At 69.0% G+C, this 19,122-nt stretch carries 20 protein-coding genes and 1 riboswitch; of the genes, 14 read left to right on the forward strand and 6 right to left on the reverse strand.

All coding sequences use genetic code 11. From position 1 onward, the window contains the following. Positions 1 to 77: 77 nt before the first annotated feature. From ACTHJF_RS03245 to ACTHJF_RS03255, 3 genes are read left to right on the forward strand one after another with little or no spacing between them, the layout of a single operon-like run. Entirely contained in the window at positions 78 to 710 is a 633-nt protein-coding gene (locus ACTHJF_RS03245) for a YceI family protein (protein WP_440265820.1), read from the forward strand. Beyond that, entirely contained in the window at positions 707 to 1,261 is a 555-nt protein-coding gene (locus ACTHJF_RS03250) for a cytochrome b (RefSeq protein ID WP_440265821.1), read from the forward strand. The genes ACTHJF_RS03245 and ACTHJF_RS03250 overlap by 4 nt, the downstream gene beginning before the upstream one ends. Positions 1,262 to 1,287: 26 nt before the next feature. Continuing rightward, the gene (locus tag ACTHJF_RS03255) at positions 1,288 to 1,836 is read left to right on the forward strand and encodes a YceI family protein (protein WP_440265822.1); all 549 of its coding nucleotides are present in this window, start codon (positions 1,288 to 1,290) and stop codon (positions 1,834 to 1,836) included. A 286-nt stretch (positions 1,837 to 2,122) separates the two neighbouring features. Here ACTHJF_RS03255 and ACTHJF_RS03260 read toward each other — a convergent pair whose 3' ends face one another. Continuing rightward, complete coding sequence (locus tag ACTHJF_RS03260) at positions 2,123 to 2,365, reverse strand: glutaredoxin family protein (protein ID WP_440265823.1); 243 nt, start codon at positions 2,363 to 2,365, stop codon at positions 2,123 to 2,125. Positions 2,366 to 2,446: 81 nt separating this feature from the next. Between ACTHJF_RS03260 and ACTHJF_RS03265 the strand changes: the two genes are divergently transcribed. Continuing rightward, entirely contained in the window at positions 2,447 to 3,829 is a 1,383-nt protein-coding gene (locus ACTHJF_RS03265) for an L-serine ammonia-lyase (protein WP_440265824.1), read from the forward strand. 71 nt (positions 3,830 to 3,900) lie between these two features. Here ACTHJF_RS03265 and ACTHJF_RS03270 read toward each other — a convergent pair whose 3' ends face one another. Together ACTHJF_RS03270 and ACTHJF_RS03275 are read right to left on the reverse strand one after the other, a co-directional pair. Beyond that, complete coding sequence (locus ACTHJF_RS03270; RefSeq protein ID WP_440265825.1) at positions 3,901 to 4,326, reverse strand: cupin domain-containing protein; 426 nt, start codon at positions 4,324 to 4,326, stop codon at positions 3,901 to 3,903. Positions 4,327 to 4,413: 87 nt separating this feature from the next. Beyond that, positions 4,414 to 4,893: a carboxymuconolactone decarboxylase family protein gene (locus ACTHJF_RS03275; RefSeq protein WP_440265826.1), complete on the reverse strand. Its 480-nt coding sequence runs from the start codon at positions 4,891 to 4,893 to the stop codon at positions 4,414 to 4,416. A 270-nt stretch (positions 4,894 to 5,163) separates the two neighbouring features. Here ACTHJF_RS03275 and ACTHJF_RS03280 point away from each other — a divergent pair, with 270 nt between their 5' ends. The 7 genes from ACTHJF_RS03280 (at position 5,164) to ACTHJF_RS03310 (ending at position 12,349) form a co-directional block, all read left to right on the forward strand. Further along, the gene (locus ACTHJF_RS03280; protein ID WP_440265827.1) at positions 5,164 to 6,204 is read left to right on the forward strand and encodes a LysR substrate-binding domain-containing protein; all 1,041 of its coding nucleotides are present in this window, start codon (positions 5,164 to 5,166) and stop codon (positions 6,202 to 6,204) included. Between the two features lie 128 nt (positions 6,205 to 6,332). Further along, a complete protein-coding gene (locus tag ACTHJF_RS03285; RefSeq protein ID WP_440265828.1) occupies positions 6,333 to 7,109 on the forward strand; it encodes an SDR family oxidoreductase in 777 nt (258 codons plus the stop codon). After that, positions 7,106 to 7,723 carry a glutathione S-transferase family protein gene (locus ACTHJF_RS03290; RefSeq protein WP_440265829.1) on the forward strand — a complete coding sequence of 206 codons (618 nt, stop codon included), beginning with the start codon at positions 7,106 to 7,108 and terminating at the stop codon, positions 7,721 to 7,723. Before ACTHJF_RS03285 ends, ACTHJF_RS03290 begins: the two co-directional genes overlap by 4 nt. 38 nt (positions 7,724 to 7,761) lie before the next feature. Then, complete coding sequence (locus ACTHJF_RS03295) at positions 7,762 to 8,256, forward strand: Ohr family peroxiredoxin (protein WP_440265830.1); 495 nt, start codon at positions 7,762 to 7,764, stop codon at positions 8,254 to 8,256. 148 nt (positions 8,257 to 8,404) lie between these two features. Beyond that, on the forward strand, positions 8,405 to 10,072 hold the full coding sequence (locus ACTHJF_RS03300) for an APC family permease (RefSeq protein ID WP_431635862.1): 1,668 nt from the start codon (positions 8,405 to 8,407) through the stop codon (positions 10,070 to 10,072). Between the two features lie 139 nt (positions 10,073 to 10,211). Next, positions 10,212 to 10,820: a YceI family protein gene (locus ACTHJF_RS03305; RefSeq protein WP_440265831.1), complete on the forward strand. Its 609-nt coding sequence runs from the start codon at positions 10,212 to 10,214 to the stop codon at positions 10,818 to 10,820. Between the two features lie 92 nt (positions 10,821 to 10,912). Further along, positions 10,913 to 12,349: a DHA2 family efflux MFS transporter permease subunit gene (locus tag ACTHJF_RS03310; RefSeq protein ID WP_440265832.1), complete on the forward strand. Its 1,437-nt coding sequence runs from the start codon at positions 10,913 to 10,915 to the stop codon at positions 12,347 to 12,349. Between the two features lie 18 nt (positions 12,350 to 12,367). Here ACTHJF_RS03310 and ACTHJF_RS03315 read toward each other — a convergent pair whose 3' ends face one another. The 3 genes from ACTHJF_RS03315 to metX all read right to left on the reverse strand — a co-directional run bounded on the left by ACTHJF_RS03315 (position 12,368) and on the right by metX (position 15,809). Beyond that, positions 12,368 to 13,471, reverse strand: coding sequence for a homoserine dehydrogenase (locus ACTHJF_RS03315; protein WP_440265833.1), 1,104 nt, complete (start codon positions 13,469 to 13,471; stop codon positions 12,368 to 12,370). After that, complete coding sequence (gene metB / locus ACTHJF_RS03320; RefSeq protein ID WP_440265834.1) at positions 13,468 to 14,655, reverse strand: cystathionine gamma-synthase; 1,188 nt, start codon at positions 14,653 to 14,655, stop codon at positions 13,468 to 13,470. Before metB ends, ACTHJF_RS03315 begins: the two co-directional genes overlap by 4 nt. A 125-nt stretch (positions 14,656 to 14,780) precedes the next feature. Next, the gene (gene metX / locus ACTHJF_RS03325) at positions 14,781 to 15,809 is read right to left on the reverse strand and encodes a homoserine O-succinyltransferase MetX (protein WP_440265835.1); all 1,029 of its coding nucleotides are present in this window, start codon (positions 15,807 to 15,809) and stop codon (positions 14,781 to 14,783) included. Positions 15,810 to 15,888: 79 nt separating this feature from the next. Continuing rightward, positions 15,889 to 16,006, reverse strand: a riboswitch (SAM riboswitch). Positions 16,007 to 16,387: 381 nt separating this feature from the next. On the opposite strand from metX, the gene ACTHJF_RS03330 reads away from it, so the two are divergent. The 3 genes from ACTHJF_RS03330 to ACTHJF_RS03340 all read left to right on the forward strand — a co-directional run bounded on the left by ACTHJF_RS03330 (position 16,388) and on the right by ACTHJF_RS03340 (position 18,753). Continuing rightward, positions 16,388 to 17,125, forward strand: coding sequence for a 2OG-Fe dioxygenase family protein (locus ACTHJF_RS03330; RefSeq protein WP_440265836.1), 738 nt, complete (start codon positions 16,388 to 16,390; stop codon positions 17,123 to 17,125). 19 nt (positions 17,126 to 17,144) lie between these two features. Further along, complete coding sequence (locus ACTHJF_RS03335; protein WP_440265837.1) at positions 17,145 to 17,510, forward strand: DUF1304 domain-containing protein; 366 nt, start codon at positions 17,145 to 17,147, stop codon at positions 17,508 to 17,510. Positions 17,511 to 17,586: 76 nt separating this feature from the next. Then, on the forward strand, positions 17,587 to 18,753 hold the full coding sequence (locus tag ACTHJF_RS03340; RefSeq protein WP_440265838.1) for a fatty acid desaturase family protein: 1,167 nt from the start codon (positions 17,587 to 17,589) through the stop codon (positions 18,751 to 18,753). Positions 18,754 to 19,122 lie beyond the last annotated feature (369 nt).

A 19,122-nucleotide genomic window follows, 5' to 3' on the forward strand; every position in this document is an offset into this window, starting at 1 on the left:
CCAGGGGTGCGCAGGCGAGACAATCTGTTCCACCCGCCGCGCTGGAACCGTCATCGCTCTTCGGCCAGACTTTCGCTATGACGTTGCGCCTGCCCGCATGGATCGTCCTCGCCGCCCTTGCGCTCGGTGCCGCCGCGCCCGCACGCGCGGGCAGCGAGAGCTACCGCTTCGACACCGTGCACAGCCAGGTGCTCTTCAACATCACCCACGACGGCTATTCGCGGCCGTGGGGGCGCCTGCACATCGCCCGCGGCTGGCTGCGCTTCGATCCCGACCACTGGGAAAACTCCGCCACCGAGCTGGACATCGACCTCGACAGCCTGGACATGGGCGACACGGACTGGAACCAGGCCGTGCTCAAGCCTTCGCTGCTCGATGCGACCGGCCACCGCTATGCCCACTTCGTCAGCCGCTCGGTCGAGCGCACCGACGACAGCCACGGCGTGATCCACGGCCAGCTCACCCTGCGCGGGGTGACGAAGGCGGTGGATGTGCCGTTCCAGTTCAACCGCCTCGCCCGTACCGTCTACGGCCTGCACACGGTGGCTGGCTTCTCGGCCACCGCCGTGCTGGATCGACGCGACTTCGGCATCACCGCGTTCGCCAATTCCATCGGTGACCAGGTGCTGGTACGCATGGAGATCGAGGCGATCCGCGACGACGGCGCAGCACCGGCCACCGCTTCTTCCTCCACCCAGGGATCGCCATGAGTCTGCGCAGTACCGACCGCCAGTGGGGCAGCGTCGCGAAGTTCTTCCACTGGATCATGGCGCTGGCCATCCTGGTCAACGGCGTGTGGGGGCTGCTGATGACCGACATGACGCCGTCGATGAGCAAGATCAGCGTGTACGCCTGGCACAAGTCGATCGGCCTCACGGTGCTGGCGCTGTTCGCGCTGCGGCTGGTGTGGCGCGCGTTCGACCGTCGCCCGAAGGATGAACCCGGCCCACGCTGGCAGCAGCTGGCCGCGCATGCGGTGCACGGCGTGCTGTACCTGATGATCGTGGCGCTGCCGCTCACCGGTTGGTGGTTCAACTCGCTGCGCGGCTTTCCGCTGCAGTACTTCAAGCTGTTCAACCTGCCGGCCATCGCCGGCAAGAACGAAGAGCTTGCCCATCTCGCGCACGAAGCCCATGAGTTGCTGTTCTGGGCGCTGCTGCTGGTGCTGGTGGCGCATGTCGGCGCCGCGCTCAAGCACCACGTGTTTGACAACGACAATGTGCTGCGCCGGATGCTGCCGTTCGGCCGCCCGCGCAACTGATGCCTTCCCTTCCAAGGAGATCGACCATGACGCGTCTCGCCCTGCTTCTGTGCGCCCTCGCCCTGCCCGGTCTCGCCAGCGCCGCCGACTACACCGTGCAGAGCGTCGGCAGTACGCTCGCCTTCCACGGCAATTTCCAGGGCTCCGGCTTCGACGGCCACTTCGAGAAGTTCGATGCCGCCATCGCCTACGACGCCGCGCATCTCGACGCGTCGAAGTTCGACGTCACGGTAGACCTCGCCAGCGCCAAGACCGGCGACAACGACCGCGACACCGCCCTGCCCGGCAGCGACTTCTTCGACGTCGCCCAGTTTCCCAAGGCGCACTTCGTCACCACCGCGTTCCATCGCAACGGCAACACCGTCACCGCCGACGGCAACCTCACCCTGCACGGCGTGACCAAGCCGGTGAGCCTCACGGTGGACTTCAAGCCGACCACCGCCGGCGCCACGCTGGACGTGAAGGGCGCGCTGAAGCGGCTGGAGTTCGGCGTGGGCGGCGGCGACTACGCCGACACCTCGGTGATCGCCGACGAGGTCACAGTCACCGCGCATTTGAACCTGATCGCGAAATAGCCGGCGGCCGCCGACGCGTCGGTGCGATGGTTGCAACGACGCGCGCTAGCGGGCAGGCGATCCCGGCGGATTCGACGAAGCCGGAGCGGTTTCTGGCCGCGGCTCCTCATGGATCGCGGCGCGATAGAAGCCCACGCCGATGATCACCAGCAGCGCGATGACGAAGACGATCCAGGCAGTGCGGCGTGACCATTTCATGGCGGCGGGGCCGGTTGATCGGGACGATCCACTCTGATCGCCACGGCGTGTCGATCATGTGGATGGGTGGCCGCCCGCGGCCGATTCGCTAGTCGCGGGTGGCAGGCGCCAGAAAGCGTCGCACCGCCGCCGCATCGAACGGCCAGTCCAGCTCGCGCCCGTCGCGCGTATCGCGCAGCACCGGCACGCGGGTGCCGTAGCGTGCTTCCAGTTCGGCGCTGTCGTCTACCCACTCGCTGTCGAAATCCGGCGCGCGCGCCTCGGCCATCACGGCCAAGGCCATATCGCACAGGTGGCAGTAGTCGCGCTGGTAGAGGATCAGGTGGCTCATCAACACACGCGGGCGTACAGACGCCGGGCCGGCGGGAGCGCCTAGAATAGCGGTCCTTCCCCACTCTTCCGCAGCGCATTCATGGCCGTCAGCGTTTTCGACCTCTTCAAGATCGGTATCGGTCCCTCGTCCTCGCACACGGTCGGACCGATGCGTGCCGCCGCACGCTTTGGCGAGCGCTGGCTGGAAGAGAAGGGCGTGCTCGACCGCGTGACGCGCGTGCGCGCCGAACTGTTCGGCTCGCTGGCGATGACCGGCCGCGGCCACGGCACAGACAAGGCGGTACTGCTGGGGCTGGAAGGTGCGCACCCGGACACGGTCGATCCGGACACGATTCCCGACACGCTGGCGCGCATCCGCAAGACTCACCGCATCCGCCTGCTCGGCAAGCACGAGATCGTGTTCGACGAGAAGGCCGACCTGGTGTTCAACAAGCGCCAGAAGCTGCCGTTCCACACCAACGGCATGCGTTTCTCTGCCTACGACGCGCAGGGCAACGAGCTGGCCACGCGCGACTACTACTCGGTCGGCGGCGGTTTCGTGGTGAACCACGACGAGGCGGCCGAAGACCGCATCGTCGCCGATACCACCGAACAGCCCTACCCGTTCTCCAGTGGCGACGAACTGCTCAAGCTGTGCGAACAGCACGGTCTGACCATCGCCCAGCTGATGCTGGCCAACGAGAGCGTGTGGCGGCCCGAGGCGGAGACGCGCGCCGGCCTGCTCACCATCTGGCAGGCGATGCAGGATTGCGTGGCGCGCGGCCTGCGCTCGCCCGGCGTGCTGCCCGGTGGGCTGAAGGTGACGCGCCGGGCCCCGGCGATGGCCGAGGACCTGCGCCGCCAACCCGAGGCCGCGCTGAAGGACCCGCTGACGATCCTGGACTGGGTCAATCTCTACGCGCTGGCGGTGAACGAGGAGAACGCCGCCGGTGGGCGCGTGGTCACCGCACCGACCAACGGCGCGGCCGGTATCGTGCCGGCGGTGCTGATGTACTTCCGCCACTTCTGCGCGCGCTTCGACGAGCACGGCGTGGTCGATTTCCTGCTCACCGCCGCCGCGATCGGCATTCTGTACAAGGAAAACGCCTCGATCTCCGGCGCCGAGGTGGGCTGTCAGGGTGAGGTGGGCGTGGCCTGCTCGATGGCGGCCGGCGGCCTCACCGCCGCACTGGGCGGCAGCATCTGGCAGGTGGAGAACGCCGCCGAGATCGGCATGGAACACAACCTCGGCCTCACCTGCGACCCGATCGGCGGCCTGGTGCAGATCCCCTGCATCGAGCGCAACGCGATGGGCTCGGTGAAGGCGATCAACGCCAGCCGCATGGCGCTCAAGAGCGACGGCAAGCATCGCGTGTCGCTGGACAAGGTGATCGCCACCATGCGCGCCACCGGGCGCGACATGAAGGACAAATACAAGGAAACCTCGCGCGGCGGCCTCGCGGTGAACGTGATCGAGTGCTGATAGCGATCACGCCCCTGGCGCGTTAGCGGACGCGCCAGGAGCGTGCGGCCAGACGCTGTCTCGTGCAGCGTTTACTGCTGCGGAATCAGCACTGGGGCGTGCTGATCCTTCAGGAGGAACACCACGAAGCGGGCCGGCTCGGTCTTGCTGGCGTTGCGACCGATGGTGTGGAGGTCGGCTGGTCCTTCGTGGAAGGCCTGTCCCGGCCCCAGCGTCACCGGCTTTTTGCCGTTCAGGCCCATTTCGATGTGGCCCTCGAGCACGTAGACGAAGGCCTCGGCGTTGTGGCGATGGATCGGGTCGACCGAGCCCGGCGGATAGGTCACCAGGATCATCTTGCCTTCCTTGCCCGGGTAGTCCTTCAGCGCCTGGGTCATCAGCTCCGAAACCTGGGCCATCGGTGCACCCGAGGCGGGCGCGGCGTGATGCGTCTGGTGTGCGGCCACGGCGCCGGTGGCAAGCAGCAACAGCGGTGCGAATGTCTTCAAGATGCGCATGGGTGTGTTCTCTCAGAGTGCCCCGCGCGGAGCGCGGGTCGTGGAAGCGGCGACCGGTACGGCCGTCGGCGTGCCGGTTGGGGAGCGTCAGGCCAGGCCGGCCTTGTCCAGCCCGTAGGCCTTGTCGGCGGAACCGGGGACGCTGGTGAAGGCGACGTTGATGCGGTTCCAGGCGTTGATCGCCATCACCGTGTAGGTGAGCTCGGTGAGCTCCTTCTCGGAGAACTGCTCGCGCAACTGGGCGTAGAGCTCGTCCGACACACCGTGCGGCGGCAACTGCGTGAGCGCCTCGGTCCAGGCCAGTGCCGCGCGTTCGCGATCGGAGAACAGCGGCGACTCGCGCCACACCGCCAGGTGATGAATGCGCAGCGGGCGCTCGCCGTGAATCAGCGCCTGCTTCACGTGCATGTCCACGCAGAAGGCGCAGCCGTTGAGCTGCGAGGCGCGGATCTCGGCCAGATGGCCGATGGTCGCCCCCACGCCGCTCTGGGCGGCCTGCATGCTGATGGCCACGAGCTTCTTGAACAGCTCGGGGGCCTGCTGCTGGTAGTCGATTCGCTGGGCCATGATTCAAATCCTCGGTAGGTGGGGGATGGGTGGGCTTGGGGGACGTGTGCGTGGGGGCGAAGACGCGGCTCGCGCTCGGTGACGAGACAGGGCCAGCCTAGGTTCGCGGTGTTCCGCCCGGTAGATCCGGCCACGGGCTCCTCGTGTTTCTGCGCAGGAAACAATCGCGGCGGTGTCACGAATCTCGCGACCCGGACGTCTGATCGGTGGGGCCGGCTGCTGCCGGCATCGAACGCGCCGCTGCTGGCGCCGACCTGACCGGAAACGACGATGAACTCCGACGCCCAAGCCCAACTCAACGGCGCCCAGCAGGACGCGCTCGCCGCCACCTTTTCCTCCAGCTATGCGGGCGTGGTGGCGTTTATCGCCGTGGCGACCGAAGGCAGCTTCGCCCGCGCCGGCGATCGCCTCGGCATCGGCCGCTCCGCGGTCAGCCGCAGCGTGCAGAAGCTGGAAGCCCAGCTGGGCGCGCGGCTGTTCCAGCGCACCAACCGCCACACCGCGCTGACCCGCGAAGGCGAGCTGTTCTACCGCAACTGCCACCCCGGCGTGGAGCGAATCGTGCAGGCGCTGGAAGACATGCGCGAGCTGCGCGAGGGGCCGCCCCGCGGGCAGTTGCGCATCGCCGCCACGAGTAACTTTGGACGGCGCATCGTGGCGCCGCTGCTGCACGGCTTTCGCGACCGCTATCCACAGATCGCCATCGACCTGACGCTGGACGACCGCGCCATCGACTTCAGCGCGAACCGGGTCGATCTCGCCTTCCGCGACGGGCGCCTGGAAGACAGCCAGGTGGTGGCCCGGCAACTCATTCCCATGCCGATGCTGGTCTGCGCGGCACCCACCTACCGGCAATCCCAAGGGCTGCCGCGGCAAGTGGAAGACCTGCCCGCACACCGCTGCATCACCTCCCGCGCGTCGTCGGGGCGGATGTGCGAGTGGGAGTTCAGGGTGGGCGGGCGGGTGCAGAGGCTCCTGCCCTCGTCGAGCTGGACGTTCAACGACGACGAGCTGGTGTTGCAGGCGGTCCTCGACGGCCACGGCATCGCGCAGCTACCCGGCTACCTGGTCAGCGACCACCTGCGCACCGGTCGCCTGGTGGCTTGCCTCACGCCGTACGCGCCGGACGATCGCGGGCACTACCTGTGCTACCTGAGCCGGCTGCAGCTGCCCGCGCGGGTGCGCGTGTTCATCGACTACATGATCACCGCCGTGCGCGCGCTGGACCTGGAATGCGCCACCGGCCTCACGCCCATGCCCGACACGACGGCGCGCGCACCACGCGAAGCCGTCGGCGCGGACCGCGGCTGACCCGGCCCGCCGATTGGTGCCTCCGGGGCAACACGGTGAGCCCAGCCGCGTTGCTACCGGGCACCGCCGGCCGCGCCTAGCATGCCTTCATCCCGCGCCACTGGCGCCCACGCCCGCGGAGGCTTCCCATGAAATTCGTCGTCATCGGCGGTACCGGACTGATCGACAGCAAGGTCGTCGAGCGCCTGCGCCGGCGCGGGCACGAGGTGGTGGCCGCCGCGCCATCAACCGGCATCAACGCGGTTACCGGGCAAGGGCTGGACGCGGCGCTGACGGGCACCGACGTGGTGGTGGACGTGGCCAATTCGCCCTCGTTCGAAGACCAGGCGGTGCTGGCGTTCTTCGAGAACGCGGGCCGCCATCTTGCCGCCGCAGAACAGCGCGCCGGAGTGAAGCATCACGTGGCGCTGTCGGTGGTGGGCACCGGGCGGCCGGCCTTTGCCGCGAGCGGCTATATCCGCGCCAAGGCAGCACAGGAGGCGCTGATCCGCGCGGCCGGCATTCCCTACACCATTGTCCAGGCCACGCAGTTCTTCGAGTTTCTCAGCGCCATCGCCGGCCCAGTCGAGCTGGGCCAGCCGCTGCGCATGTCCAGCGGGCTGATGCAGCCCATCGCCGCCGAGGATGTCGCCGCCGCGGTGGCCGATTGCGCGCTGGGCGCGCCGGTGCACGGGGCGGTGGAAATCGGCGGCCCGCAGCAGGCACCGATGGCGCAATGGGTGCAGCGGTTCCTCACCGCCACCGGGGATTCGCGCACGGTCGTGGCGGATCCGCAGGAGCCGTATTTCGGTGCAGTGCTGGAAGCCGGCACGCTGCTCCCTGGCGAGGGCGCGATGCTGGGCAGGCAGGATTTCGACACCTGGTTCGCCCGCTGGGCACGCGATCGCCGCGGAGCGGCGGCGTGAAACTGCACTACCTGCCGGGCGCCTGCTCGCTGGCCGCGCACATCGTGCTCGAGTGGATCGGCGCGCCGTACCGCGCGGTGCAGATCAGCGACGACAGCGCGGAGTGGCCGGCGTACCGCAGGCACGATGAGGCAACCCCGGTGCCGATGCTGGAGCACGGCGACTTCGTGCTTCGCGAGAACCCGGCGATTCTCGGCTACCTCGCCGATCTGCATCCCGAGGCGCGGCTGTTCGGTGACGGATCACCGCGCGGGCGCGCCGAAGTGATGCGCTGGCTGAGCTTTCTCGACGGCGACGTGCACAAGGCGTTCCTGCCGTTGCTGCCGGCGTCGTTCTTTCTGGCCAGAACCCTGCCGCTGAGCGCGCCGGCCCAGGGCGCACGGCGCCACCTGCAAGCTTGTCTCGCACGACTCGACGAGCAGCTGGCCGGCCGCGACTGGCTGGTCGGCACGCGTTCGATCGCTGACCCGTACCTGCTGGTGATCCTGCGCTGGGCGGCCGACCTGGACATCGGGTTGTACGGCCTGGAGCATCTGATGCGCTTCGCTCGCCGCATGGAGGACGATCCGGGCGTGCAAGCGGCGATCGTCGCCGAAGAGGTCGTTCTCGCCTGAGGTCGCTCCATCCACCCTCGAGGAGCTTCGCACCCGCCATGCCCGATCTGCGGCCCCCACCCCTCTCGCTGCTCGACAAGCATGTCGGTGCAGACTTCCTTCCGCTGTATACCGCCACCGTGCGGGTCAACGGCGGCGAATCCCGGCACGGCCGCGCCTCCGGCGTGGCCCGCTCCGACGACGGCGCGCTCGAGCTGCAGTTGCGGATGCCCGAGCAACTGGGCGGACCGGGCGGCGGCACCAATCCCGAACAGCTGTTCGCCGCCGGCTACGCGGCATGCTTCCACGGCGCGCTGAGCCTGCTCGCGGCGCGGGCAGGCGTGGCGATCCCTGATGCCGAGGTCGTGGCCCAGGTCAGCTTCGGTCGCGATCCGGTCGATGGGCTGTTCATGCTCACCGCGACGATCCACATCTGCCTGCCGGGCGTCGATCGCGCCGTCGCCGAGGAACTGGTGCGCAACACCGAGCGCGTCTGCCCCTACGCGAAGATGGCCAGGGCCGGCATCGACTGCGTGGTATCGCTCGCGCCCTGAGCGCAAGCGCTCGGGCCGCGTCGCCACCAGCGCCCGTTGCGGCGGCATCGCACCGTCGTGGTGCGCCGCTGCGGCGTGACAGCCCCGGCCCACTTTGCCACTATCGTGGTTTTGAACCGCGGCGATCAGGCCGCTCAGGGGTTCCTCGATGGCAAACCAGAGTTCGCTCCGACGTGATGTCGGACCTTTCGCCCTGATGTTCACCGGCCTGGGCTCGATCATCGGTTCGGGCTGGCTGTTCGGCGCGTGGAACGCCGCCAAGCTGGCCGGTCCGGGCGCGATCTGGGCCTGGGTGCTGGGCGCAGTGATCATCCTGTCGATCGCACTGACCTACGCCGAACTGGGCGCGATGTTCCCCGAGTCCGGCGGCATGGTGCGCTACGGCCACTACTCGCACGGCTCGCTGGTGGGCTTCATTGCCGCGTGGGCGAACTGGATCGCGATCGTTTCGGTGATCCCGGTGGAGGCCGAGGCCTCGGTGCAGTACATGGCCGGCTGGAAGTGGCAATGGGCGCAGGATCTGTACCACGCCGCACCCGGCAAGCACGGCGAGCTGAGTCACCTGGGCTTAGGCATCGCCGCGGTGCTGGTGGTGGTGTACTTCCTGCTCAACTTCTGGAGCGTGAAGCTGTTCGCGCGCTCCAACAGCCTGATCACCATCATCAAGCTGATCATTCCGGCCGCCACTGGCATCGCGCTGATCGCCAGTGGCTTCCACAGCGAGAACCTCTCGGTGGGCGCGGCCGGCGGCAGCCACGCGAACGATTTCGCGGCGATCCTCACCGCGGTGGCCACGGCCGGCATCGTGTTCAGCTTCAACGGCTTCCAAAGCCCGGTGAACCTGGCCGGCGAAGCGCGCAACCCGGGGCGCAGCATCCCGTTCGCGATCATCGGCGCCATCGCTCTGGCCACCGTGGTGTACGTGCTGCTGCAGGTGGCCTACCTCGGCGCCGTGCCGCCGGACCTGCTGGCCCGCGCCGGCTGGAAGGGCATCGACTTCAGCTCGCCGTTCGCCGAGCTGGCGGTGCTGGTCAACCTCAACTGGCTGGCGATCCTGCTCTACGCGGACGCCTTCGTCAGCCCCAGCGGCACCGGCATCACCTACACCGCCACCACCGCCCGCATGATCTACGGCATGGAGCGCAACGGCACGCTGCCGAAGGTGTTCGGCCGGTTGCACCCGACCTGGGGTGTACCGCGTCCGGCGATGTGGCTGAACCTGGTGGTGTCGTTCCTGTTCCTGTTCTTCTTCCGCGGCTGGGACTCGCTGGCCGCGGTGATCTCGGTGTCCACCATCATTTCCTACCTCACCGGTCCGGTGAGCGTGATGACCCTGCGTCGCACGGCGCCGGAGCTGCATCGCCCGTTCAAGCTCAGCGGCCTGCCGGTGATCGCCGGCATCGCCTTCATCATGTCCGCCGAGCTGCTGTACTGGGCCAAATGGCCGCTGACGGGCGAGATCATCCTGCTGATGGTGGTCGCCCTGCCGGTGTACTTCTACTACCAGGCCAAGCACGGCTGGCAGGACTTCGGCCGCCACCTCAAGGGCGCCTGGTGGCTGATCGCCTACCTGATCACCCTGGCCGCGGTGTCGAAGATCGGCAGCGCCAAGTTCGGCGGCCTGAACTACATCCCCTACGGCTGGGATCTGGTCGTGGTGGCGGTGATCGGCCTGGTGTATTTCCTGTGGGGCGTGAAGTCCGGCTGGCGGACGCCGTCGATCGAGGCCGAGCGGATGGAGGCCAGCCAGCATCCGAGTGACCTGCAGATTCCGCCGGACGAGGATGAAGTGGAGCGCGCCACCGGGCATCGCTGATCGCTGCGATCGTCCCTGCTTGAAGCAGGAGGCCTTGAACAAGAACGCGCGGCCAGTCCGCGCGTTCTTTTTTTTGCGGTTGTCGAAACCGCTGCGCGTGGATCGTCGCCTTGGCACCATCCCGCCAAGGACTCTCCCGATGCGTCAGCTCACCCGCCTCCGCTCCGACGGCAAGCTCGCCGTGGCTCTTGCCACGCTCGCCGCGCTGGCCGCCACCACCGCCAGCGCCACGCCGGTGACCTATCGCATCGATCCCGATCACACCTACCCCAGCTTCGAGGCCGACCACATGGGCGGGCTGTCGGTGTGGCGCGGCAAGTTCAATTCCAGCCGCGGCACGGTGATCCTCGATCGCGCGAAGCAGACCGGCAGCGTCGACATAAGTGTGGACATGGCCAGCGCCGACTTCGGTCAGGACAAGCTCAACGCGTACGCGCAGGGACCCGAGCTGTTCGACACCCGGCAATGGCCACAGGCGCACTACACGGGCCGGCTCGCGGGCTTCAGGAACGGCGCACCGACGCGGGTGGACGGCACGCTCACCCTGCACGGGGTGAGCCACCCGCTGACGCTCGACATCCGCAGCTTCAAGTGCATGCCGCACCCGATCTTCAAGCGCGAGGTGTGTGGCGCCGACGCGCTCGCCACCTTCCAGCGTGACGCCTACGGCATGCCGGGCGGCAAGGACTACGGATTCCACATGGGCGTGACGCTGCGCATCCAGGTCGAGGCGATCCAGGCGCCGTAATTCGTGCGGCTGCGGCCGTGCTACTTATCTCGTGCCGGGCCGCGGCATGCGTCCCGGCCGCTCCGATTGACGATAAACCCGGGAGATCCGCGATGACCCCTGCCGCCCCCGCCCGGCACCACTGGCTGGCGTTCTACGTGCTCTGCATGGGCGTGCTGATGATCGTGCTGGACACCACGATCGTGAACGTCGCCCTGCCCTCGATCAAGACCGATCTCGGCTTCTCCGAAACCACGCTGGCGTGGGTGGTCAACGCCTACATGCTCACCTACGGCGGCTTTCTGCTGCTGGCCGGTCGGCTGGGCGACCTGCTCGGACACCGCCGCGTGTTCCTGCTCGGCCTCGCCGCCTTCACCGCGGCCTCGCTGCTGTGCGGCCTGGCCACCTCGCAACTGATGCTGGTGGTGGCACGCGCGGCGCAGGGGCTGGGCGGCGCGGTGGTGTCGGCGGTCGCGCTGTCGCTGATCATGGATCTGTTCACGGCGCCGGCCGATCGCGCCCGGGCCATGGGCATCTACGGGTTCGTCTGCGCCGGTGGCGGCAGTGTCGGCGTGTTGCTCGGCGGCCTGCTCACCAGCGCGCTGAGCTGGCATTGGATCTTCCTGGTGAACCTGCCGATCGGTGTGCTGGTGGCCCTGGCTACGCTGCGGCTGGTGCCGGCCACGCGCAAGCCATTCGAGGGCCGCCTCGACGTGGCCGGCGCCGCCAGCGTGACGCTCGCCCTGACGCTGGCGATCTACGCCGTAGTGCACGGCAACGAGGCCGGCTGGACGTCGCCCGCCACACTGGGGGTGCTGGCCGTGGCGCTGGCGCTGCTGGCCGCCTTCGTCGCCATCGAGGCGCGCATCCGGGCGCCGCTGATCCCGCTCGGCCTGTTCCGCCACCGCAACCTCACGGTGGCCAGCCTGATCGGCGTGCTGTGGTGCGCGGCGATGTTCGCCTGGTTCTTCCTCTCGGCGCTGTACATGCAGCAGGTGCTGGGCTACGACCCGTTCCGCGTGGGGCTGGCGTTCCTGCCGGCGAACCTGGTGATGGCCGCCTGCTCGATCGGCCTGTCGGCGCGACTGGTGATGCGCTTCGGCATCCGCCTGCCGCTGTCCGCCGGACTGGCGATGGCGGCGACCGGGCTGGCGCTGTTCGCCCGCGCGCCGGTGGACGGTCGGTTCGTGGTCGACGTGCTGCCGGCGATGATGCTGCTGGGCCTGGGCGCCGGCATCGCCTTCAACCCGGTTCTGCTGGCGGCGATGGGCGACGTGGCGCCGGACCAGTCCGGGCTGGCGTCGGGGGTGGTCAATACGGCCTTCATGATGGGCGGCGCCCTGGGCCTGGCCGTGCTTGCCAGCCTCGCCGCGGCACGGACGAGTGCTCTGACCGCCGCTGGCGCCAGCACGCTGGGCGCGCTCAACAGCGGCTATCACACGGCGTTCCTGGCGGGCGCCAGCGCGGCGGCCGCCGCCGCGCTGGCTGGGGCCGCGCTGTTGCGGCCGCAGGCCATGGTCCCGGCGGCAGCAGGAGCCCCCGGCCATTGACCGCAGCAGCCGCGGCCCTCAGCCGGGCGTCAACGCCAGCACGTCGCCCAGCAGCGCCTGCGCGGTGACCTCCGGCCCGGCACCCGGCCCCTGGATCACCAGCGGCTGCGTGTTGTAGCGGGTGGTGGTGAGGGCGAACTGGTTGTCGGTGCCGTACAGCCGCGCCGCCGGATGCGTGGCCGGCACTTCCACCAGGCCCACGCGGGCGTGGCCGCGCTGGTTGAGGCGGGCGAGGTAGCGCAGCACGTGGCCACGTTCGCGCGCTTCGGCGGCTCTTGCGGCGAGCGGCGCGTCAAGTTCCTCGAGGCGATCGAGGAAAGCCTCGGTGGACAGCGCGCGCAACGCCTGCGGCACCAGACTCTCCACTTCCACCTCGTCGGTGTTGAGCGAGAAGCCGGCATGGCGGGCGAGGATCAGCAGCTTGCGCGCCACGTCCTCGCCGGAGAGATCGGAGCGCGGATCGGGCTCGGTGTAGCCAAGCCGACGCGCCTCGCCGAGCAAGGTGGAGAACGGCACGCTGCCGTCATACTGGTTGAACAGGTACGAGAGCGAGCCGGAGAACACGCCCTCCAGCGTGAGCAGCGCATCTCCGCACTGACGCAGACGACGCAGCGTGGACAGCACCGGCAGGCCGGCGCCGACGGTGGCCGAGTCGCCGTAGCGCGCAGCGCCGGACGTGGCCGCCTGCAGCGCACGCCAGCCGGTGAGCTCGCCGCCAGCCAGTGCCTTGTTGGCGGTGACCACGTGATAGCCGCGCTCCAGCCATTCGGCGTGGCGCGCAGCCAGCGAAGCGTTGGCGGTGGCGTCGACGATCACTTTTGTCGCCACGCCGCTGGCGTCCAGCACGGCGAGCAGCGCCGCGTTGTCTCGCGGATCGCCCTCGCTGCGGATCTGCTCGCGCAACTGGCGACTGGCCAACCGTACCGGGTCGGTCTGCTGGCGCTTCGAGTTTGCTGCACCGACCAGCCGGATGCGCGCAGCCGCCGGCGTGCACAGCAGCTTGAGCAGCGCGCCGCCGACCACACCGGTGCCGAGCAGTACGATGGCAGCCGCTGGCGCTTCGGCCGGCGCCTTGAGCGGACGTGAAGCGCCGGATAGTTTGTCCGCCACCACCGCGTTCATGCGCGTACCTTGCGTTTGGAGGCGCCGACCGCGGCGGCCCGACGCAGCGCGGCGTCGAGGTCGCGCAACAGATCGTTGCCATCCTCGATGCCGACCGACAGCCGCAGCAGGGTGTCGGCGATGCCGGCGGTGCGGCGCGCTTCGGGCGCCATGGAGGCGTGGGTCATCGAGGCGGGATGGGCGATCAGGCTCTCCACGCCGCCGAGCGATTCGGCCAGCGAGAAATAATCCAGTCCGTCGACGAAGGCGGCGATCTCTTCCACCTCACCGTCGAGCTCGAAGCTGAGCATGGCACCGAAGCCCTGCTGCTGACGTGAGGCCAGCGCGTGCCCCGGATGCTCGGCCAGGCCGGGGTAGTAGACCTTGCGCACGGCGCCGTGGCGGGCCAGGTGCTCGGCCACGCGCGCGGCATTCTCCTCGTGCTGGCGCAGGCGCACGCCCAGCGTGCGCAGGCCGCGCAGGGTGAGGTAGCTGTCGAACGCGCCGCCGGTGAGGCCATTGCAGTTGCCCCACCACTTGATCTGCTCGGCCAGCTCCGGCGTGCGCGCCACCACGGCGCCGCCAACCACGTCGCTGTGGCCGTTGATGTACTTGGTGGTCGAATGCACGACAAGGTCCGCGCCCAGCGCCAGCGGCTGTTGCAGGGCCGGCGAGAGGAAAGTGTTGTCCACCACCACCAGCGCGCCGACCGCGTGCGCGGCATGCGCCACGTGGCGGATGTCGGTTATGCGCAGCAGCGGATTGGACGGCGTTTCCACCCACACCAGCGCAGGCTTCTTCGCGAGGCCGGCGGCGAGCGCAGCGGGATCGGTGAGATCGGCGAAGGCAACCGTGAAGCGGCCCTTCTTCGCCCACGCATCGAGCAGGCGCCAGGTGCCGCCATAACAGTCGTGCGCAGCCAGCACAGTGGCGCCGGCCGGCACCAGTTCCAGCGCCAGCGCCACGGCGGACATCCCGCTGGAGGTGACCACCGCACCGGCACCCTGCTCCAGGTCGGCCAGCGCTTCGCCGAGCAGGTCACGGGTGGGGTTGCCGCTGCGCGAGTAGTCGTAGGCGCGCTTGCCGCCCAGGCCGGTGAAGCTGTAGTTGGTCGACAGGTGCAGCGGCGGCACGACGGCGCCGTGCTGGGTGTCCGACTCGATGCCGGCGCGGACGGCGCGGGTGCTGGGGGCCGAGGTGGTCATGGAACTCTCCGAACGATCAAAAGGTACGCAGCACGGCTTTCAGTAGGAGCCCGCTGGCGGGCGATGCCCTTGCTCCTGATCGCCATCGAAGGCAAAGGCAAAAGGCATCGCCCGCGAGCGGGCGCCTACAGGAGGGCCTGGCGCAGGAGGGGGGCGAGGCGGTCGGTTTCCTTGAGAAAGCCGTCGTGGCCGTAGGGCGACTCCACCACTTCCAGCGTGGCCGGACCGGCCAGGCGGCGCTGCAGCTCGCACAGGTCGGCCAGCGGCACCAGCCGGTCGGACGGGAAGCCGATCAGCGTGGCCGGCGTGGGCACCGATTCGGGCGCCACGTCGTGCAGGTCGATCGACTCGGACAGCGCCAGGAAACGCTCGGCGTCGAAGCGCGCCACGAAGCGGCGGCCGGCCTGGTCGAGGTAGTCCTCCACCGGGAAGTGGAAGCGGTCGTCGCGAAATTCCGGGGCGGACGAGAAGCGGCGGGCGAATTCCTCGCTGCCGCGGTAGGTGGTCATCGCCAGCTGGCGCGCCAGGCTCAGCGCCTCGTCCAGCTGCCCGCTCGACTGGCCCAGCCGCACGATGCCGCGCTGCACGCTGCGCAGGGCAGTGGAGATCGGGTGCGCGCGATGCGCACCGGCCAGCAGCACCAGTCGGTCCAGCTGCCACGGGTGCGCCTTGGCGAAGGCCAGCGCGACCATGGCGCCGTAGGATGAGCCGACGAAGGCGGCGATGCGGCCGATGCCCAACGCATCGATCAAGGCGCTGATCGCATTGGCCTGGTCGGTACTGGATATCGCGGTGGCGGCGCCCAGATCGGCCGGGCTCAGCCAGTCGATGGACAGTACGCGGTACTGGTCCAGGTCGATCGCCTTGCCCTCGCCCACCAGTGCCTGCCACCAGCCCGGCTGGGCGGCGCCCTCAGCGGCGATCACGTCGCGGCTTGCCGAGATACCGCCTTGCACCACCACGGTCGGCGCATCCGGCGCACCGCACCACAGGTAGCTCACCTCCACGCCGCAGCGGCCGCCGCCGTAGGTGGGCTCGATGCTGACCCGGCGGCTGCAGCGCTGCGCCGTGAGCGAGGCGCGGGGCGACGGCGCAACGGCCGCGAGCTGCGGCTGGGCGGAAGCAGTGGGGATGTGGGCGAGCTGGGCGGACATCGGACTCTCCTGTGGCATCGCACCTGCGGAGAGTCGAGAGAGTGGCCCACCACGGATGCCAGAACGCGCCCGTGACGACACCCCATCTACCGGTTGCGCTCGTCGGCGCTCCGCAGGAGTTGGCACCGTCGCAGAAAGCATCTCTGCAGGTTGCCCCGGCTTCAAAGGGCCTGTCCCTCAGCCGGTCTCGATGAGTGGGGTGCACTGTAGGACCGCCGCAGACATCGTGTCAACAGACGTCTAGACGTCTATACGCCCATATGCGAAATCATCATGTGCCGATTGGATGCACCTGAAACCATGTGCAGGCGCGCCCGGCACCATCCCGACGGTGCCGCTGGCGCACCATCTACTGCACAGGAAGGGTGGCACCTGGATGGCCGGTGGCCGGTGCGACCGGCGCCCTACCCCGACCACACCCCCGTCGCGGCACTACGCGATGCGTGCATCCATCGCCGAGCCAAACCGTTGGACCCGAGGGTTCTTGCGAGTGCCCCCCCCCCCGGCGCGGATGGACGGGCCTTCCAGGGCTGACCCGAATCAGCACCGAGCGGGCGACCAACTGCTAACGTATGCGCATGCCCTCCCTCCCCGATCTTCCGGCGCTACGCACCCGGCTCCAACGCGAAGGCTTCGCCTTTCTCACCGCCCAGGTCATGCGCGGCTTGCTGGACACGCCGCATGCGTTCGACGATTGGGAGGCGTTCGTCGCCAGCTGGAACGACCTCGCCCCGGATACCTATCTGGCGGCACAGGGGCGGCACCGCCAACGCCGGCATGCCACGTTCGCCATCGACGCCGACGGCGCCCTGCAGCGCGCGCCGCACCAGCCGCATTTCCAGAGCCTGGAGTACAACCCACTGCAGGGAAACATCCAGCGCTGGTTCCGGCCGATACACCCGGCGATCGCCGACGGCCCCAGCCTCCGCGGCATCCTGCGCTTCAGCCAGTCCCTCTTCGGCGCCCTCGCGCCCGAGGTGCGCGCCTGGCACGTGGAGACGCACCAGTTCCGGATCGAAGCGAAAGTTGGCGAGGCGGGCGAGCCCACCCCAGAAGGCCGGCACCGCGACGGCGTGGATTATGTGCTGGTGCTGATGATCGATCGGCAGAACATCGAGAGCGGCACCACCACCATCCACACCGCCGACGGCGAGTTGCTGGGAAGCTTCACCCTGGTGCACCCACTGGACGCGGCGCTGGTGGACGACGCGCGCGTGTTCCACGGCGTGACCCCGGTGACTCCGCTCGATCCGGACCTGCCGGCGCATCGCGACGTGCTGGTGGTAACGTTCCGCCGCGCCGATCCGCCCGCCTGAACCCCTTCCGAAACCCGCCATGCCTCTTGCCGCCTCCGTCGTCATCGCCGTCATCGCCCTGCTGCACCTTTGGTTCCTGGTGCTGGAGATGTTCCTGTGGAACCGGCCGTCGGGGCGGCGCGCGTTCGGGCTGACGCCGGAATTCGCCGAACAGTCGAAGGTACTGGCGGCCAACCAAGGGCTGTACAACGGCTTTCTCGCCGCCGGACTGACGTGGGGGCTGTGGCTGGGCGGCAGCGAGGGCCTGCACGTGAAAGCCTTCTTTCTCGGCTGCGTACTGGTGGCTGGCGTGTATGGCGGGCTCACCGCCACGCGCAAGGTGCTGTGGATCCAGGCCGCCCCGGCGGCCCTTGGCCTGGCGTTGCTGCTGGCGAGCAGCGCATGACCTCGTCGGGCTAACGCGCCGCTAGCGGGCAGCTGGCTACGATCTCGACGTTCTTCCATCCAGAAAAGGCTGCGGCATGCCCCACGGGTCCACCCATCACCGGGACGATGCCCTTCGTTCTGCGCCCCACCCCGACGAGCGGCTCGCCTTCTATCGCGACAACACGTTCCAGCGGGAGTTGCGCCGGCGGGTGGAGGCCGACTTCCGCGAGCGCGGCTGCGCGCAACGCGACAGCGCGACGATGTACGCAAAAACCGCGATCATCCTGACGGCATTCGCCGCCTCGTACATCGCCCTGGTGTTCTTCGCGCGGGCGTGGTGGCAGGCGCTCCCGCTGACCCTGCTGTTGGGCACCGCGATGGCCGGCGTCGGCTTCAACATCATGCACGACGGCGGCCACCAGGCGTATTCTCGGCATCGCTGGGTGAACAAGCTGATGGCGTTCACGCTCGACCTGGTCGGCGGCAGCTCATACATCTGGCAGTGGAAGCACGCGCGCTACCACCACACTTACGTCAACATTGCCCAGCACGACAGCGACATCGACCTGGGCGTGCTCGGCCGACTCTCGCCCGAGCAGCCGCGGCGGCCGTGGCACCGCTTCCAGCACGTCTACCTTTGGGTGCTCTACACGGTCACGGCGATCCGCTGGCACCTGTACGGCGACTTCCGCGACATGATCACCGGCCGCATCGGCGAGCGGCCGTTCGATCGTCCGCGCGGCGGCGATCTGGTTCTGTTCGTGCTGGGCAAGCTCGTCTTTTTCGCGCTGGCCTTCGGGCTGCCGCTGGCGTTCCACTCGCTGGGCATGGTGGCGGCGTTCTACGCGGCGGTGTCAGCAGTGGCGGGGTTCCTGTTGGCGATCGTGTTCCAGCTGGCGCACGTGGTGGAAGAGGCGGACTTTCCGCAGCCCGACCCCGCCAGCGGCCACATGGAAACGCCCTGGGCGATCCACCAGCTGCAGACCACAGTCGACTTTGCGCGCGGCAACCGCGTGCTCAGCTGGCTGATCGGCGGGCTCAACTTCCAGGTGGAGCACCACCTGTTCGTACGCATCAGCCACGTGCACTACCCGGCCGTTGCCAAAGTGGTGGAGGCGACCTGCCGCGAGTTCGGCGTGCCGTACCACGCGCACCGCACGTTCTTCGCCGGCATCGCCTCGCACTATCGCTGGCTGCGCCGGCTGGGCGCGGCGCCGGCCGAGGCCCCGACGGTTAACGCCGAGCCGTTACCGGCCCACTGAGCTGCCGCGCTCTGCGCGGCCTTCGCCCCCGTGCCACGGAACCTGGCGCGGGGATGAGGCCTTCCCAGGGATGGCTGGCTGAACGGGATTTGCCATCGCTCCGGCCGCGCAAATACTGCCGCAAGCCGCTCGGTCACCGCAGCCGGGGTCCATCGGCGGGGCGCCGGCGACCGCGGGCGGATCCCAAGCCCCCTCTCCCCGCGGGCCAAAGGCCACGCCGCGCCGCGTCGGCCGCCCGCCGCGCCGGGCGCCTGAACGCAGGACTCTGATTTATCAAGAAACCCGGCTATAATCGGCGGTTTGACGCACCTGCGCCCTGTCCAATCGGGAGCGGTGCGAGCACCGCCAACCGCAAGCGCACGACATTCC

This window comes from Dyella sp. (genome assembly GCF_051962475.1).
Taxonomy (GTDB): domain Bacteria; phylum Pseudomonadota; class Gammaproteobacteria; order Xanthomonadales; family Rhodanobacteraceae; genus Dyella_A.